The 17,343-nt window shown below is 61.7% G+C and carries 11 protein-coding genes; all 11 read right to left on the reverse strand.

Annotation, left to right across the window (positions count from 1 at the left end):
* Positions 1-1,249, reverse strand: a 1,249-nt coding sequence (gene lpdA / locus AC07ZH_RS10820) for a dihydrolipoyl dehydrogenase (protein WP_495199734.1), incomplete at its 3' end; no start/stop codon positions are given.
* 4 nt (positions 1,250-1,253) lie between these two features.
* Complete coding sequence (locus AC07ZH_RS10825; RefSeq protein WP_495199735.1) at positions 1,254-2,561, reverse strand: dihydrolipoamide acetyltransferase family protein; 1,308 nt, start codon at positions 2,559-2,561, stop codon at positions 1,254-1,256.
* Between the two features lie 2 nt (positions 2,562-2,563).
* Entirely contained in the window at positions 2,564-3,616 is a 1,053-nt protein-coding gene (locus AC07ZH_RS10830; RefSeq protein ID WP_495199736.1) for an alpha-ketoacid dehydrogenase subunit beta, read from the reverse strand.
* Between the two features lie 3 nt (positions 3,617-3,619).
* Positions 3,620-4,855: a 3-methyl-2-oxobutanoate dehydrogenase (2-methylpropanoyl-transferring) subunit alpha gene (locus AC07ZH_RS10835; protein WP_495199737.1), complete on the reverse strand. Its 1,236-nt coding sequence runs from the start codon at positions 4,853-4,855 to the stop codon at positions 3,620-3,622.
* A gap of 465 nt (positions 4,856-5,320) precedes the next feature.
* Positions 5,321-8,635: an EAL domain-containing protein gene (locus AC07ZH_RS10840; protein ID WP_495199738.1), complete on the reverse strand. Its 3,315-nt coding sequence runs from the start codon at positions 8,633-8,635 to the stop codon at positions 5,321-5,323.
* A 13-nt stretch (positions 8,636-8,648) separates the two neighbouring features.
* Positions 8,649-9,695, reverse strand: coding sequence for a chemotaxis-specific protein-glutamate methyltransferase CheB (gene cheB / locus AC07ZH_RS10845; protein WP_119108464.1), 1,047 nt, complete (start codon positions 9,693-9,695; stop codon positions 8,649-8,651).
* A 22-nt stretch (positions 9,696-9,717) separates the two neighbouring features.
* Positions 9,718-12,015: a hybrid sensor histidine kinase/response regulator gene (locus AC07ZH_RS10850; protein ID WP_495199739.1), complete on the reverse strand. Its 2,298-nt coding sequence runs from the start codon at positions 12,013-12,015 to the stop codon at positions 9,718-9,720.
* Between the two features lie 33 nt (positions 12,016-12,048).
* Positions 12,049-13,503, reverse strand: coding sequence for a methyl-accepting chemotaxis protein (locus tag AC07ZH_RS10855; RefSeq protein WP_495199740.1), 1,455 nt, complete (start codon positions 13,501-13,503; stop codon positions 12,049-12,051).
* A gap of 37 nt (positions 13,504-13,540) precedes the next feature.
* The gene (locus AC07ZH_RS10860; protein ID WP_495199741.1) at positions 13,541-15,178 is read right to left on the reverse strand and encodes a methyl-accepting chemotaxis protein; all 1,638 of its coding nucleotides are present in this window, start codon (positions 15,176-15,178) and stop codon (positions 13,541-13,543) included.
* A 55-nt stretch (positions 15,179-15,233) separates the two neighbouring features.
* Positions 15,234-15,875, reverse strand: a complete 642-nt coding sequence (locus tag AC07ZH_RS10865) for a chemotaxis protein CheW (RefSeq protein ID WP_495199742.1) — start codon at positions 15,873-15,875, stop codon at positions 15,234-15,236.
* A gap of 12 nt (positions 15,876-15,887) precedes the next feature.
* Positions 15,888-17,330: a CheR family methyltransferase gene (locus AC07ZH_RS10870; protein WP_495199743.1), complete on the reverse strand. Its 1,443-nt coding sequence runs from the start codon at positions 17,328-17,330 to the stop codon at positions 15,888-15,890.
* Between the last annotated feature and the right edge of the window lie 13 nt (positions 17,331-17,343).

Consider the following 17,343-nt stretch of genomic DNA (forward strand, 5'->3'; position numbering starts at 1 on the left):
CCCCTTGCCCCACCGCCTGCCAGCCCACGATGAGGTGGTTGTCGCGTCGCGCCACCACGCGCACAAAGCCTTTGGTGGCTTCCAGCGTCATGGCGCGGCCGTTGGCGGCAAAGGGGAAAGCAGCGTCGGTGCAGTCGAGCCCGGCGGCACGCGCCTCGCCCGGCGTGCGGCCCACCACCACCACTTCGGGGTCGGTAAAGCACACGGCGGGGATGGCCATGGGCTCGAAGCGCCGTGCCTGGCCCGCAATCACCTCGGCCACCACTTCGCCCTGCGCCATGGCACGGTGCGCGAGCATCGGGTCGCCCGTAAGGTCGCCAATGGCCCAGACATTGCGCATGGAGGTGCGGCACTGCGCGTCCACCGCCACAAAGCGCCCCGCCATGTCGAGCTGCAGCGACTCCAGGCCAAAGCCCGCGGTGCGCGGCCTGCGGCCCACGGCGACAAGCACGCGGTCAGCGGGCAGCGCGAATTCGTCCGCGCGGGCGCTGCGCACATGCACGCCGTGCTTTTCGTCAAAACCCTGCACGCTGCAGCCCAGGTGCAGCACCACACCGCTTTTTTCCAGCGCATCGAGCACGGGCTGCGTCAGCTCCTCATCGTAGCCGGGCAGGATGCGTTCAGCCGCCTCGACCACCGCCACCTCAACGCCCAGCTTGCGGTAGGCCATGCCGAGTTCCAGCCCGATGTAGCCCGCGCCCACCACCACCAGGCGGCGCGGCAGGGTTTCGGGCGAGAGCGCACCCGTCGAAGACACCACCGGTCCGCCAAAGGGCAGCGTGGGCAGCTCAACCGGTTCCGAGCCGGTGGCCAGCAGCAAATGCTCGCAACGCACCTGTACGGCTTCGCCTTCGGCGCTCTGCACGCGCACCGTCTTGCCATCTTCAATATGCGCCCAGCCTTTGATGACCTGCACCCCGGCCTTGCGCAGCAGCGCGCCCACACCGCCCGAGAGCCGGTTGACGATGCCATCCTTCCAGCGCACCGTCTGCGCAATGTCGAGGCTGGGCGATTGCACCCGGATGCCCAGCGTCGAGCCGCCCGCATGGTGCTGGGCCCGCTCGAACTCATGTGCGGCATGGATCAACGCCTTGGACGGGATGCAGCCAATGGTCAGGCAAGTGCCGCCCAGGCGCTCGCCCTCGACCAGCACGGTGGGAATGCCCAGTTGCCCGGCACGGATGGCGGCCACGTAGCCGCCGGGACCGCCGCCGATGACCAGCAATTTCGTTGTAATGTCCTTCGTCATCGCCTCACTCCACGAACAACAGGGCCGGGGTTTCGAGCAGCGCGCGCATGGCCTGGATGAATTGCGCGGCGTGCATGCCGTCGACCACGCGGTGGTCGAACGAGGAGGAGAGGTTCATCAACAGCCTGCCCACCACCTGACCGCCCCGCAGCATGGGCCGCTCGACAATGCGGTTGACGCCGACGATGGCCACCTCGGGGTGGTTGATGACCGGCGTGCTGGCAATGCCGCCCAAGGCCCCCAGGCTGGTGAGCGTGATGGTGGAACCCGACAGCGCATCGCGCGCCGCCTTGCCACTGCGCGCGCCTTCGGCCACGCTGGCAATGCCGGCAGCGCAGGCCCACAGGTCCAGGCTTTCGGCGTGGCGCAGCACCGGCACCATGAGCCCGCCTTCGGTCTGCGTGGCGACGCCCAGGTGCACGCCGGCGTAGCGCGTGACCACGCCCGCCTCGTCGTCGTAGCGGGCGTTGATTTGTGGAAACTCGCGCAGCGCCAGCACCATGGCGCGCGCCAGGAAGGGCAGCACCGTGAGCTTGCCGCGCGTGGCGCCGTGCAGTTGGTTGAGCTTGGCGCGCAGGGCCTCCAACTCGGTGACGTCGATCTCTTCCACGTAGCTGAAATGCGGAATGCGGCGCTTGGACTCCTGCATCTTCTGCGCAATCTTGCGGCGCAGGCCGATGACGGGGATGGCCTCTTCGCCATGGCGTTCGGCGTAACCCGCAGGGCCTTGGGCGGGTGCCTGGCCGCCGCTGGCCGCATGGGCGTCCAGGTCAGCCTGCAGGATGCGCCCGGCCGGGCCACTGCCGTGCACGTAGCGCAGCTCCACGCCCATGTCGAGCGCGCGCTGGCGCACGGCGGGGGATGCGAGTGGGCGCTCACCTGCCGTGCGCACCACGGCGGGCGCACCGCGCGGCGCTGCAACGGGGCGCAAGGACGCGGGAGCCGCTTCCGCCGGAGCCACGCGTTGGGCCGGTGCGGCTGCAGGCGGATCGTTTTTCGCTACCGAAACAGGAGCTGCTGGCGCTTTATGGGCGGGCGCTGGAGCCGAATTTTCCTTTAAATTCCCGGCACCCTCCACTTCCAGTCGCACCAGCTCCGAGCCGACGGCAATGGTGTCGCCCACGGCGCTGCCCAAGGCCAGCACCTTGCCGGACACGGGCGACGGAATCTCTACCGTGGCCTTGTCGGTCATCACGTCGGCAATGGATTGGTCTTCGGCCACCACATCGCCCGGCTGCACGTGCCAGACGACCAGCTCCACTTCGGCAATGCCCTCGCCAATGTCGGGCACGCGGATTGCGTAAATACCCATGGTCATGCCTCCACTGCGCGTTTGAGCGCCGCGCCAACGCGCTGCGGCCCAGGGAAATAGGCCCATTCCTGGGCGTGCGGGTAGGGGGTATCCCAGCCGGTCACGCGCTCGATGGGGGCTTCGAGGTGGTAGAAGCAATGCTGCTGCACCAGGGCCGCCAGTTCGGCGCCAAAGCCGCCGGTGCCCGTGGCCTCGTGCACGATGACGCAGCGGCCCGTCTTCTTGACGGAGGCCACCACGGTCTCCAGGTCCAGCGGCCAGATGGTGCGCAGGTCGATGATCTCGGCGTCCACTTCGGTTTCGCGCGCGGCGCATTCGCTCACCCAGACCATGGTGCCGTAGGTCAGCACCGTCACGGCCTTGCCAGGGCGGAACACCGCCGCCTTGTCGAGCGGCAGCGTGTAGTAGCCCTCGGGCACCTTGCCCATTTCGTGTTTGGACCAGGGCACGACCGGCCGGTCGTGGTGGCCGTCGAACGGGCCGTTGTAGATGCGCTTGGGCTCCAGGAAGATGACCGGGTCGTCGTTCTCGATGGAGGCAATCAGCAGGCCCTTGGCGTCGTACGGGTTGCTGGGCATGACCGTGCGCACCCCGCAGACATGCGTGAAGATGGCCTCGGGGCTCTGGCTGTGCGTCTGCCCGCCGTAGATGCCGCCGCCACAGGGCATGCGGATGGTGATGGGCGCCGTGAAGTCGCCCGCCGAGCGGTGGCGCAGGCGCGCTGCCTCGGAGACGATCTGGTCCATGGCTGGGTAAAAGTAGTCGGCAAACTGGATTTCCACCACCGGTCGCAGCCCGTAGGCGCCCATGCCCACCGCCGTACCGACGATGCCGCCTTCCGAAATCGGCGCATCGAAACAGCGCGATTTGCCGTATTTGGCCTGCAGGCCCTCGGTCACACGGAACACGCCGCCGAAGTAGCCCACATCCTGTCCGTAGACGATGACGTTGCTGTCACGCTCCATCATCACATCGAGGCCCGAGCGCAGCGCCTGGATCATGGTCATGGGCACGGCGCCTGCCAGCGCCGCAGGGTTTTTTTCTTGTGTTTCCATGGCTCAAACCCCCAACTGCTGGCGCTGCCGGCGCAGGTGCTCCGGCATTTCTTTGTAGACATCGTCAAACATGGTCGCAGCGCTGGGCACGCGGCCATCGAGCAGGGTGCCGTAGCTTTCGGCTTCCTTTTGCGCCGCAATCACCTCGGCCTCCAGCTCCTTTTGGGCAGCGTCGTGGCGCGCTTCGGTCCATTCGCCTATGGCAATCAAGTGTTGCTTGAGCCGCGCTATCGGGTCACCCAGCGGGAAGCGCTGCCAATCATCGGCCGGGCGGTATTTGGACGGATCGTCCGACGTGGAATGCGGCCCGGCGCGGTAGGTCACCCACTCGATCAGCGTGGGGCCGTTGTTGGAGCGGGCCCGCTGCGCCGCCCACTGCGAGGCGGCGTAGATAGCGAGGAAGTCGTTGCCGTCCACCCGCAGCGAGGCAATGCCGCAGCCCACGCCGCGCTGGGCGAACGTGGTGCCCTCACCGCCGGCAATGGCCTGGAAGGTGGAAATCGCCCACTGGTTGTTGACCACGTTGATGATGACCGGCGCGCGGTACACGTGGGCAAAGGTGAGCGCGGTGTGGAAGTCGGCCTCGGCCGTGGCACCGTCGCCAATCCAGCCCGACGCAATTTTGGTATCGCCCTTGATGGCCGACGCCATGGCCCAGCCCACGGCCTGGATGACCTGGGTGGCAAGGTTGCCCGAGATCGAGAAGAAACCCGCGCGTTTGTACGAGTACATCACCGGCAATTGCCGGCCCTTGAGCGGATCGCGCTCGTTGCTCATGAGTTGGCAGATCAGCTCCACCATGGAGATGTCGTCCCGCGAGAGCAACAGGCCCTGCTGGCGGTAGGTGGGAAAGCACATGTCGCCGTCTTCGAGTGCCTGCGCATGGGCCACGGCAATCGCCTCTTCGCCCAGGCACTGCATGTAGAACGAGAGCTTTTTCTGGCGCTGCGCGACCAGCATGCGGGCGTCGAAGATGCGCGTCTTCATCATGGCCCGCAGGCCGCGGCGCAGGCGCTCGGGGTGCAGGGCCGGCGCCCAGGGCCCCACGGCCTGGCCATCTTCGTCCAGCACGCGCACAAGATGCTGGGCCAGGTCGGCCGTCTCGGCAGCGGGGCAATCGGGTGGGGGTCTGCGCACCGCGCCAGCGGGCGATACGCTCAAAAAAGAAAAATCAGTCTTGCAGCCGGGTCGCCCAGTAGGCTCCGGCACATGCAGCTTGAGGGCTGTGTGCGATGTCATCCACGGTCTCCGTGCGCGATGGTGTCGCGCCATGGTTTCGGGTCGGGCGATGCGCCAACTTTCAGCGTACGCCCTTCTTGCGCGGTAGCGCAACCGGAAATTCTAAGCCCGGAACCCCAGGTTGCTCAGCACGGAACTTGTTGCTCCGGCACGGCGTTGCTGCACAAGCCCAAAAAACGAAACGAGACGAGACGCCCCACCCCAGACGGAGACGGAGCTATGCCATGGCACTCACGGGCACCGTTGTCGCTTGCTCCCGTTGCGTGAACCGGTTGGGCTGGGCCGCGCGCACAACGCCGTCCCCTGGCGCTCAAGGGTGCGTGCCAGCCACATGCACGTTTGACAGCGGGAGGCCCTCTTCGCTGCCATCGGCCAGAGTTGATGCGCTCAAAAAATAAGCGAAACTGAAACGACAAGACGCCTCAGTCAGTGTTGGGCTGAAAACAGCAGTTTTTAGAGCCCCCCCTACAGGGTTTTTTTATTGCGCAAGAATTCCTCAATTTTCGCTTCAGGAACCCCCGGGCTGAATAGGAAGCCCTGAATTTCATTGCACTTTAGCAGCCGAAGAAGCTTGGCCTGCTCATTGGTTTCTACGCCTTCCGCGATAACTCGCAAGTTCAGGGAATGCGCCAAAGAGATGATGGCAGAGACGATGCTCCTATCGTCGGCATTGCTGGTCATGTTGATGATGAATGCCCGATCAATTTTTAATGAATTGATCGGCAACTTAGCGATATAGCTGAGCGAAGAGTAGCCCGTTCCGAAATCGTCAACCGCCACCTCAACACCCATTTCCCGAATAGCATAAAGCTTCTGAATGTTGGCCTCGACATCCTCCATGATCAGGCTCTCGGTAATTTCAATCTCCAGCCCACCGCTGTCTCTTCCTAAACTGCTTAGTACGCGTTCTACAGTACTGACGAAATCTTTTCTTCGCAGTTGAACTTGCGAAACATTGACGGCAATGCGAGGGGCGGTCAAGCCTTTCGCCTGCCATCCACGGAAATCCGTCATCGCTTGCGCCAAAGCCCAGGCGCCCGCCTCAATGATCATCCCGGTTTCTTCAAGCAGTGGAATGAATTTCCATGGCGGGACCAAGCCGGTTTCCGGATCGTTCCAGCGCATCAACGCCTCCACCCCCACGATCTGGTTGCTCTTGAGATCGACTTTAGGCTGGTAATGTAGAACCAGTTGTTCTAGCTCGAGTGCCCGACGCAGCTTGTTTTCAAGTGTCAGCTTCTCGGCGACCCGGGCATTGAGCACCGGGGTATAGAACAAATACTTGTCACCCGAGAGCTTGCTTTTCTTCAGAGCAGCTTCGGCGTTGCGGAACAAGGCATCGGCATCTTTTCCATCATTAGGGAAAATAGCGATACCCGTTCTGGCCGATATGCGCAGTTCCTGACCTTCCAGCGTGAAGGGTCTGCCCAGAGATGTCGCAACCTGACTCTCAAAGAAGCGCACCACATCTGCCTCTTCCCTGATATTTGACAAAACCATGGAAAAACAGTCTGCACTGATACGCGCCAGATGGTCCACCCCAACCCCCGTTTCAATTAGGCGCTCGGCTACCATTTTCAGCAATGCATCCCCAGCGTGCCGCCCAAACGTCTCATTGATACCTCTAAAACGTTCCAGATCGATGGCCAGTACCGCCACCGTTTCTCCACTTCTCACGTCATGCAGATGCTGGCCCAAGCGATCGTAAAACACCGTGCGATTCGGTAGACCGGTAATAGCATCATAGTAGGCAAGATAATTGAGTCTCCCTTCTTTTTTCAGGTTACCCATGGCGAATGAAATATCTCCCGCTATTTCAATCAAAAGCCGCATTTCCTCCTCATCGAAAACACCTGTTTCCGCCGCGTAGAGCACAAACACGCCGACCGGCTTACCCTCCAGAATGAGGGGGAGCACTACCACTGAGCGGTAGCCACGGCTTAGCGCCTCGTCGCGCCAGGCGGCCATGCGTTCGTCGCTGGCGATGTCATTGCAGATCACCGGCTTCGCTTCGGTCAGTGCTTGTGCGGTTAACGCACAACTTCCTGGTGCGTCATCATGGGTTGTCAAATTGACCTGCGCCAGATATCCGTCATCGTGGCCAGCCTGGGCGACCGGCGTCACCTGCTGGCTGTCTGCGGCATATTTTCCTATCCACGCAAAAGTAAACCTACCTTGATCCACCGCGATGCGACAGGCTTCCCTGAACAACTCCCCTTCCTCACGGACACGCACAATTGTTGTATTGATGCCGCTGAGGACACTGTAAATTCTATTAAGGAACTCGATCTTTGATTCCTGCACCTTGCGCAGAGTGATGTCGCGCGCGATGGTGGACAAATACTCCACCGATTCGTTGTGCCCCTTGTGGGCGAGAATCACCTGAAGAACCGGAATCTCGCGGCCGTCCGGCCCGAGGATGGCCGTTTCCCCACTCCATACCCCATGGCTGAGCGCATGCGGAATACCTTCCTCCATCACCAGCTTGCCGGCCCATTCCGGATAAATATCCTGACTTCGGATCTTTGGCAAATCCTTCTCTTCAATCCCCATCAATTGCAAGCCTGCCTGATTGCTGTAAAGCATTCGGCCATCCAGCGTCGCGGTACCAATCAAGTCGGGGGTTGCCTCAATGATCGCTACCAGCCGCGCCTGCTCCTCCTGAATACGCTTGCGCTCCGCGACTTCCAGCGTCAGCGCGGCGGTCCGCTCCTGGACCAACTGCTCCAAATGCTCGTGCAACCTGGCGCGCTCCAGCGCCACCGCAACTTGGTTGCCGACGACGCACAGCATCTTCAGCTCCACTTCGTCAAACAGACCCTGCTCAGGCCCGACCAGGTTCATAACGCCCATGGCCCGGTCACCGGTCCACAAGGGCACGCTGGCGTGGTACCGCAAGCCCTGCATGTCGCCCTTGCCCCCTTTAAAGCGTTCGCATTCCATGATGTTGCCGACATGGCCCAACTCTCCCGCGAGAAAACGGCGCCGGCAGTCGCACAATCCATCCATGGCACCTTCACGCAACAAGGCTGGCGGCAGATTGCGCGCGGCCACGGTCCGGAAGCTCGACTCCCTTTCCCATAGCGATATCCAGCCAGCCTGAACCCCGGGTAACTCCAAAGCCCGCTCTAATGCAACTTCTGCCACCTCACGTTCGGTAATTGCTTGATTTAGACCGGCCACGATACTGCCCAACCCATGCAGTACCTGGTTCGAATGCTCCAATTCCGTTTTGCGTAGCCTGAGCTCGCTGTTGATCTCCACCGCCTGTTCGTAGGTCGAAATCAACAGATCGAGCATCTGTTGCCGCTCGGCGGTAATAAGATGCTTTTGACCGCCGAGTTCAATCTCAAGGCCCATCTGCATCTTCTGGCTCTTGCGCATCTCCAGGCTCATCAGCAGGTAGTCAATGCGCGACAGCAGGTAGTCCCCGCCATAAGGTTTGCGGATGAAATTGTCTGCTCCGCACTCCAGCCCCCGGATCACATCCTGAGGGTCCGAGAGCGTGGTTACCAGCATGACCGGAATGTCCCTCAGGCTCTCGTCCGCCTTGATCGCCTTGCACAAACCGTAGCCATCGAGCTCGGGCATCACGACGTCGCTGATCACCAGGCTGGGCTTGCAGCGTGCGAGCAATGCGAGCGCCTCGCGGCCGTTGGCGGCGGCCGTCACCAAATAACCTCTCTGCTCGAGCAGGTGCGCAAGCTGCGCCGCCTGGGTTGGACTGTCCTCGGCAATGAGAACCTCCACCTTGCCGTTCGTTTTCTGGTTGGTTTTCATGGATCGTTCTGTCTTATTTTTTGCACACCAAGCTTATTAACACCGGGGCGATCTTCTCCGGCGGGAGAACCAGCGTCACCGCATCGAGCTTGATCGCCTCGCCCGGCATGCCGTGCACCACGGAACTTTCCTTGTCCTGAGCGAATGTCGTCGCACCCCTGTCCCGCAGCAGCTTCAGCTCCTCGACGCCGTCGCGTCCCATACCGGTCAGCAAGCCAGCGACTGCATCACGTCCATAGACTTCGGCGACCGAACGCAGAAGATAGGAAACCGAGGGGCGCAAGCCGTTCTCGGGCTCGTCTTTGGTTAGCACGATTTTTCCACCCCGCTCCATCCGCATCTGAAATTCATCGGGAGCCACATACACATGGCCCGGACGAATAGGCTCATCATGCGCGGCGAGATGAACAGGCAGACTGGACGTTTGCGCCAACCACTGAACAAAGCCCTGGGTAAAACCGATCGCCATGTGCTGCACAATCAGTACCGGTACCGGGAAACCTTGCGGCAGCGCCGCGAGAATGGTTTGCAGCACCGGCGGACCGCCGGTCGAGGCACCGATGGCTATCACCCTTGCTTTCGCCGCGACCGGCACGAAATGGGCTTGCGCAGGGGGCAGAACTTGCGGTTGGCGCAGCGCCTTGGGCCAGCGCCTGATCACCTTGACTTCGGACATCAATTTCACGGTCTGGACCAGCTCACGGGCGGTGGCTTCATGGTCCGGATGACCGATGCCCGCCGGCCGACGCAGAACTGCCACGGCCCCCGCTTCAACGGCACGAAACGTCGTCGAGACCTCGCGCGGATCCGTGCTCCCACTGACGATCACGATAGGCGTGGGGTACGTTTCCATGATCCGGCGCGTGGCTTCCAAACCATCCAGCTTGGGCATATGGATGTCCATCGTGATGACATCAGGCCGTTGGCGTGCCACAGCCACAAGCGCCTGCTCACCATCGTTCGCCGTCCCGATGACTTGGATGGCGGCATCCGCGCTGAGAATGTGAACGAGAAACTCGCGCACCACGGGTGAGTCTTCCACCACCAGGACTTTAATCATGGGCAACTCCGCCTGCTCGTGCTCATATCAGCCGCCGGACAATTTCCAGCAGATTGCTCTGCTCGAAGCTGCTTTTTACGATGTACGCGTTGGCACCGACGTCAATGCCGCGCTCGCGGTGCTCGCGCGACTCAAGTGCCGTCACCAGCACAACCGGCATTTGTGCAAGCCGCTTGTCCGAGCGCACCTTCGCCGTGAGATCGAAGCCGTCCATGCGCGGCATTTCCACGTCCGACACGAGCAAATCGAAAGTTCCCGCCTTGAGCGCCGTGTAGGCCTCGCCCCCGTCCACCGCTGTGGTGACGCTGTAGCCCGCCGATTCCAGGATGTTCTTTATCAGGGCCCTTGAGGTGATCGAATCCTCGGCGACCAGGATGGACCGTTTCACTGCAGACACGTGCTGCTCGCCAATGACGCTCGCGAGCGGGCTTGCCGCTGGCCTAATGGCCGACTGCATCATGTCGGGCACATTCAGGACCGGCACCACCTGGCCCGTCCCCAAGACGCTCGCGCCAGCGAGGTTGCGCACGCGCTTAAGTTGCGGCCCAAGCCCCTTGACCAGCACCTCTTGCTCCGCGAGGACCGCATCCACCCGGAATGCAATGCGATCAACGCCCAGGCCGAGCACCACTACCTGGACATTGTCTGCAGACACTCCTCCTGCACGCGGAATTTCCAGCACATCGGCCAAATGGACCAGCGACAGCGCCTGTCCGTCGAGGGCGATCGTTTCGCGGTTCTCCACCGTCTGGATCTCCTGCACCGCCACCAGCGCCACCCGTTCCACGCTGACTGCTGGAATGATGAACAGCCGATCGCCGGCGCGAACGAGCACGCCCCGAAACGTGGCAAGCGTCAGCGGCAGCACGATGCGGAAGGTCGTGCCGGCGCCTGGCTGCGCCTCCAGAGCGATGGTGCCGCCCAGCCGCTCGACCCTCTCGCGCACGATAGCGAGCCCCAGACCCCGTCCCGAAAGGTCGGTAACGATAGGGCTGGTAGAGAGGCCGGACTGAAACACCAGTGCCAGCGCCTCGCGTTCGTTCAACTTTTCCAGATCCTCCGCAGACATCACCCCAAGCTTCGCCGCAGCAGCCTTGACCTTCGCCACATCAATACCCGTCCCGTCGTCGGCGACCAGGATCTCGACTTTGCTGCCGTCCTTGTGCGCAACGGCGATGGTGAGCGTCGCATGCACCGGCTTGCCTTTGCGCTCACGCACCGCCGGGGGCTCCACACCGTGATCGATACTGTTCCGAAACAGATGATTGAGCGGGTCTTTGATCTGCTCAAGAATCCGCCGGTCGATTTCAATCTCATCCCCGCGAATCATCAGCTCCACCTGCTTGCCTTGATTGCGCGCAAGCTCGCGACCCAGCCGTGGGAAGGCTTCGAGCAGTGAAGAGAACGCCAGCATGTGCATTTCCTTCACATCGTGCAGGAGGCCGTCCACCATGGCGCTCAAGGCGCGATGATCGTGCGCGGCTGACGCCTCCAGCTTCGCCAGCCGGTCCTCCAGAAGCTTTATTAGCGGGGGCTCCGCATCCAGATACTCGAGCAGCTGTACCAATTCCCGCTGCACTATGGCAGCGCCATTTGGTTTTTTTGATTGTCCAAACGACCGTTCCACCGCCCGCATGGCAGGCCGAAGCTTGGCGAACTCCTTTTTCCAGGCACCAAGCGTAGCCCCGAGCTCCCGCAGTTCGCGCGCCCGCTCGCCCGCCGCCAGCCGCGGCGCAAGCAACTCCTCCGTCTGGCGCATCACCGAGTCAAGCTTCGCGGTGCGCACCCGTATGGTCTCGGTCTCCCGGTTGGAAGTCTGCAGCCCAGCAGCCGGGTCGGCATTCACACCCAACTCGGCGGGCACGGCGGACGGCGGGTCAGGCGCATCCTGCACCACAGGGGACGCATCGTGCAATGCAGCCTCAAGCCGGCGCACCAACGCCGCAACCGACTGCTTCTGGGCGCCCGCCTTGGCCTGGCCGGAGAAATCAAGCAGCCCGCGGAGCACCTCCAGCGTTTGATGCAACAGATCGAAAAGTGCAGGCGTGGCAGCAACACGGTCGCGCTTGAACCCAGCGAACACACTCTCCAGGGCATGACACACTGATTCCATTTCCGCGAGATTCACCGCGCGCGCCGCACCCTTGAGGCTGTGCGCTTCACGGTAGATTCTCTCAACGCTTTCCGACCGCGACTCCCCCGCCGGCAATTTTTCAAGTTCGACCAGTCCCGAGGACATCGCCTGGATGTGCTCGCCCGCCTCGACGCGAAAGGTCACGAGGAGTTTTTTCAGGAAATCGTCGTCGTTGTTGGTGGCCATGGCTTTCCAGTCCTGTGCTGCCGCCCCCGTTGATCAGGCCTTGCTGCCGATCATGGCGCCCAGGTTCTGCCCCAACTCGTGCAGGCTGTGCGCGGCGGTCTCGGCCTGCCTGGTGCCCGCGACGTTTTGCAGGCTCGCCTGCTTGATGTTCTCCATCGCCAACGCCACTTGGTCCATGCCCACCATCTGCTGCTGGCTCGAGGCGGCGATCTGCATCGCCGCTTGCGCCGCTTCGCTCACGCTCTCGGCAAGCAACCGGATCGACTCGCCCGCTTCGCCAGACTGCTTCAGGCCTGCCTCCACCGCCTTGGCTCCCTGCTCGGTCGCCATTACCGCGGCACCGGTCGCCTTTTGAATGTCGCCCAGAATCGTGCGCACCTGCGCGGTCGCCTGCTTGGACTGTTCGGCCAGGCTCTTGATTTCCTGAGCGACAACTGCGAAGCCTTTGCCCTGCTCGCCTGCCCTGGCTGCCTCGATCGCGGCATTCACCGCCAGCAAATTCGACTGCTCGGACAAATCGTTCACGGCGGCAATGATCTCGCCAATCGCCTGGCCTTGCTCCGACAACCGCACGATGCTCTCGGCAACCGACTCCATCTGCTCCTGGATGCGCTGCATCCCGGCAATCGTGTCCTCCACCGATTTGCGCCCAGCCTGCGACACTTGCGCCACCTTCTGCGCGCTCTCCGAGACGTACTTGGCCTTCTGGCTCGATACTCCGGCGGCCTGCTTCACCTCTTCCACCGTTGCCGTGGTCTCGCTCACCGCGCTGGCCGTCTCCGCCGCACCGGACGCCACTTGCGTCGTGGTGGCAAGAATCTCAGACGAGGACGATGACAGCTGATTGATAGCCTCCCGGAGCTGCCGCGTGATGGACCGCGTCAGAAGCGCTCCGAACGCCAGCCCCAGGACGATGGCAACGCCTGATATCGACAACAACAGCAGGAAGGTGTGATCGAGGGTCCGTGAAACCTCAGCCCGCCCTTCGGCCAACTGCTCCTGCTGCCGCTTGATGTATTGATCGGATTTCTGGCGCAACACCAAGGCAAATGGAAGCAGCTTGTCGTTCAGGGCGAGCGCCTCCTTGAGCTTTCCGCCCTCTATCAGCCGGATCCCCTCCTCCTGGCCCTCCCTGTATTTTTTCTGGGCATCGGCGATCTCATCTGCGAGACGCACCCCCGCATCCGAACGTGAGAGGCTGCGCACCTTGTCTAGCAGCGTATCGAACTGGTGGTGGCTCTCCCGCAGCTCATTCACCAGCCGGGAGCGCTGTTCCGGAAAAAGTAACAGGCCACGGTACTGCGCGACCTGGTCTCTCGCCTCCCCCCCGAGCTCCTTGGCGACAATAATGGACTGAGTGTCTTCGTCCAGAAACGCCGCGTACGCACTTTCGGTTGCCTTCAGCGAGTAGAACGCGACACCTGCCACGATCGTCAGCAGCGCCAGTACGACAACGTAGCCGCCGATTATTTTTTTTCCGATAGTCATAGTTACTCTCTCAGAATTCGGCTATTGAGGCTTGCCGTCATACCTTGTACTGCTCCGCCAGCCCCTTGAGCTTTTGTCCCAGTTCGTGCAGGCTGTGCGCGGCAGTCTCGGCCTGCCTGGTGCCCGCGACGTTTTGCAGGCTCGCCTGCTTGATGTTCTCCATCGCCAACGCCACTTGGTCCATGCCCACCATCTGCTGCTGGCTCGAGGCGGCGATCTGCATCGCCGCTTGCGCCGCTTCGCTCACGCTCTCGGCAAGCAACCGGATCGACTCGCCCGCTTCGCCAGACTGCTTCAGGCCCGCCTCCACCGCCTTGGCTCCCTGCTCGGTCGCCATTACCGCGGCACCGGTCGCCTTTTGAATGTCGCCCAGAATCGTGCGCACCTGCGCGGTCGCCTGCTTGGACTGTTCGGCCAGGCTCTTGATTTCCTGAGCGACAACTGCGAAGCCTTTGCCCTGCTCGCCTGCCCTGGCCGCCTCGATCGCGGCATTCACCGCCAGCAGATTCGACTGCTCGGACAAATCGTTCACGGCGGCAATGATCTCGCCAATCGCCTGGCCTTGCTCCGACAGCCGCACGATGCTCTCGGCAACCGACTCCATCTGCTCCTGGATGCGCTGCATCCCGGCAATCGTGTCCTCCACCGATTTGCGCCCAGCCTGCGACACTTGCGCCACCTTCTGCGCGCTCTCCGAGACGTACTTGGCCTTCTGGCTCGATACTCCGGCGGCCTGCTTCACCTCTTCCACCGTTGCCGTGGTCTCGCTTACCGCGCTGGCCGTCTCCGCCGCACCGGACGCCACTTGCGTCGTGGTGGCAAGAATCTCGCTGGACGAGGAAGCGAGTACCCCGACGCCTTCATTTAGTTCTCGGGTTGTGCGCCGCAGGCTCTCGACCATAGCGCCGAATGCACGCATCAAGCTGCCGACCTCGTCAGCGCGATTGTTCTTGGGGACCTCGACAGTGAGATCGCTCGCAGCCACCCGTTCGGCGGCGCGCGACAACTCGCGCAACGGCCCTGCGATCACCCGCTCCAGCAATAGTGTCAGCACGAGGCCAATCGCCAAGGCCGCGATCCCGACAAATAAAAAACCGCGAAATGACTGATGGGCCTGTAGATCGGAATTGGCTACGGCCAGACGCGCGCTTTCTTGGGCTGCGTTGCCGAGTTCCTGGGCAATGGTGCGAATCTTTTCCTCCCGCTCCTGCTGCACGCCAACTGTGCGCTGCCCCGCTTCCGCGATCTTGCCGGCGAGGATCAGCGGAATGACCTCGGAGTCCTTCGTTTGGGCGAATGCCTGCCAGACCGATTTCAGCTCCTCTAGCCGCGATAACTGCTTGGGGTCGTTCTTCGCCCGCGCAAGGAGGTTGAGGATGAGGCGGTCAATCTGTTTCGAGAGTTCCGCGGCTTGCGCCAGCAGCGGATCCTGTTCCGCGCGCTTGCTCAAGAGCTGTGCTTCGAGTATCAAAGCCCGCATCTGGTTTTGATACACGCGCAGGGCCTGTAGCTCGCTCAGGTTAGTGAAGTCTTGTTGGTAGAGTCGATTCTGCGACTCGCGGATGGTGTTGATGCCTGTGTAGGCACTTGCAATCACTGCAACGATCAGCGCGAAAATCAGCCCGAAGCAAACAAACAGCTTGTTGCGGGTCGTAAGATCCAGAAACCATTTCATGTCTGCTTCTCCATGCATGCTTTTCTGCCTGCCATTCTGGATCCAGCCCGAGGCATCATTGGCCGTCCACCTGTTCCTGCACCACGATTTCCTCGTCAGCAAGCAGCTTCCCAGCATCGAGAACCACCGTGCGCTCCGGGGTGACCCCCTTCAGGTATTTCTCCCGGACGCCGGTGAGCGTGGGTAGCGCGGGCTGGATTGCGGCAAGCGCAATGCGGCGCACGCCAAGGATGGCATCCGCGAGGATGCCGAACACCATGCTTCCGGACCCGAGAACGATGACTTTGTTCAGATCGGGCAAACCGGTTTGCGGGAGGTCGAAGAATTTGCGCACGTCGACGACCGAAACGATCTCGCCATGCAGGTTGACGATGCCAAGCACGAAGGTCGGCGTGCACGGTAGCGGAGTGAGGTTTTCCAGCAAAGAAACCTCACGCACATAAGAGGATTCGACAGCGTAGTGCTCATGAGCGAGCAGGAATTCCACCACCTCGATGCTTTGATCTATGGTTTGCGTTCTGTCGGGCTCCAAGGCGAGTGCTAGCGCTCTCTCATGCAAGATCCGTCCGGTCTCATCGCTCCCGAGCGCCCAGGCCTGTTCGCTGGCAGCTTGAATCGTATCCAGGCGGGCGCGCACTTCGACCCAATCAATGGCTGCTCGATGGGTCTTGCGGGGCCCTGATGGGTTCGTCCTCATGCGACAACCTCCTTATGTGTGCCCCAGGCTCGCCTGTGCCGAGGTGATGATTTCCACAAACCGAGCAGCGCTCAACCCGTCCGACTCCGGCAACAGGGCATCGGCCGGGCACGCCCGTAGCAGGGTCAGTGCATTGACGAAATGCCGTTGCGCTTCTCGCTGGCGCCCACCGGACAGGCAAAGGTTGCCCAAGGCGAAATGGGCCAGCGCGAAATCAGGTTCCAAATAAAGCGCGCGCCCAAGAGCACGTTCGGCGGTCTCGCTTTGCCCTTGCTCCTGACAAATAGCAGCAAGCAGATAGTAGTGTGCCGGGTTGAGCTTGTCGGCGGCAATCGCCTTTTCGCACCATTCGATCGCTTCGGCGAGCCTACCCTCATCGGCGCAAGCACGGGCTTTGCTTCTCGGCGTTTCTCGCTCTTCGTGCTTGGGCGAGTCTGCCTCTTCTGCTTGTGTCGCGTGCACGCCACCTTCTGCATGCAGAATTTCGAGCGCGAAGGTCGGCCAGGCTACCTTCAAAGGCGCAGTTGGACCCGGCGCGTAGGCTGCTGCAGCCTCTCCAGCATGCAACATGCCTTGAGCGTTGGTGGCGACGGACAAGGGTCCGCCGACCGCTGTCTTGCGATACAGGAAGGCGCCTGGAAATTCGACCGTGGTGAATTCGGAAAGATTCACTTGCGCGGTTTCAGCGGGGCTGGTGATCAGCCAACCCCCATCGACGAGCAAGCCGTGCAGCTTCGCGATGACCATTTTTGCCCTTTGCTGAGCAAAATACATAAGCACGTTGCGGCAGAAGATCACATCCACCGCATTCATGCTGTTCATGCACGATGGGTAAGCATCGTCGGCGAGATTGAGATAGGAAAAGGTGACCATCCTGCGTATCCGCGGCTGGATTTCGAAGCTTCCGTCCTGTCGCCGGATGAAATACTGATCCTTAAGCCTGCCGGGCGTGTCGCGAAACGACCATGCACCATATACCCCCTGTGCCGCCTTGCGCAGAAACTGCGGGTTAATGTCCGTCGCCAGGATAGTCACATTCCATTTATCGAGATCGGGGATCAACCGATCGAGCAACATCGCGATCGAATAGGGCTCCTCGCCGCTGCAACATCCCGCACTCCAAATGCGAATATGCCTTCCGGTTTTTGCACGGGCCCGAAGCAACTCCGGCAGGATCTGCTGCTCAAGAATGTCGAGACTTCTTTTTTCGCGGAAGAAATAGGTCTCGCCCACCGTCAAGTGGCTCGCAAGCATCTCTATTTGTGCTCGCGTCAGAGGCGCAGCAAGAAGCCAGCGGATGTAGTCTTCAGCTTGCGGGTATCCCGACTTGTGGGATGCGGCGACGATGCCGCGCTCCAGATCACGCCATCGCGCGCTCGGGAAGTAAAGCCCCATCTGCGATTCGAGCAAATCGCTCAGGAGCGACAGTAACGAGTCGGGCAAGGAAATCGGCATATCGATGCACGTC

The sequence above is a fragment of the Simplicispira sp. GW247-4R2A genome (genome assembly GCF_059424465.1).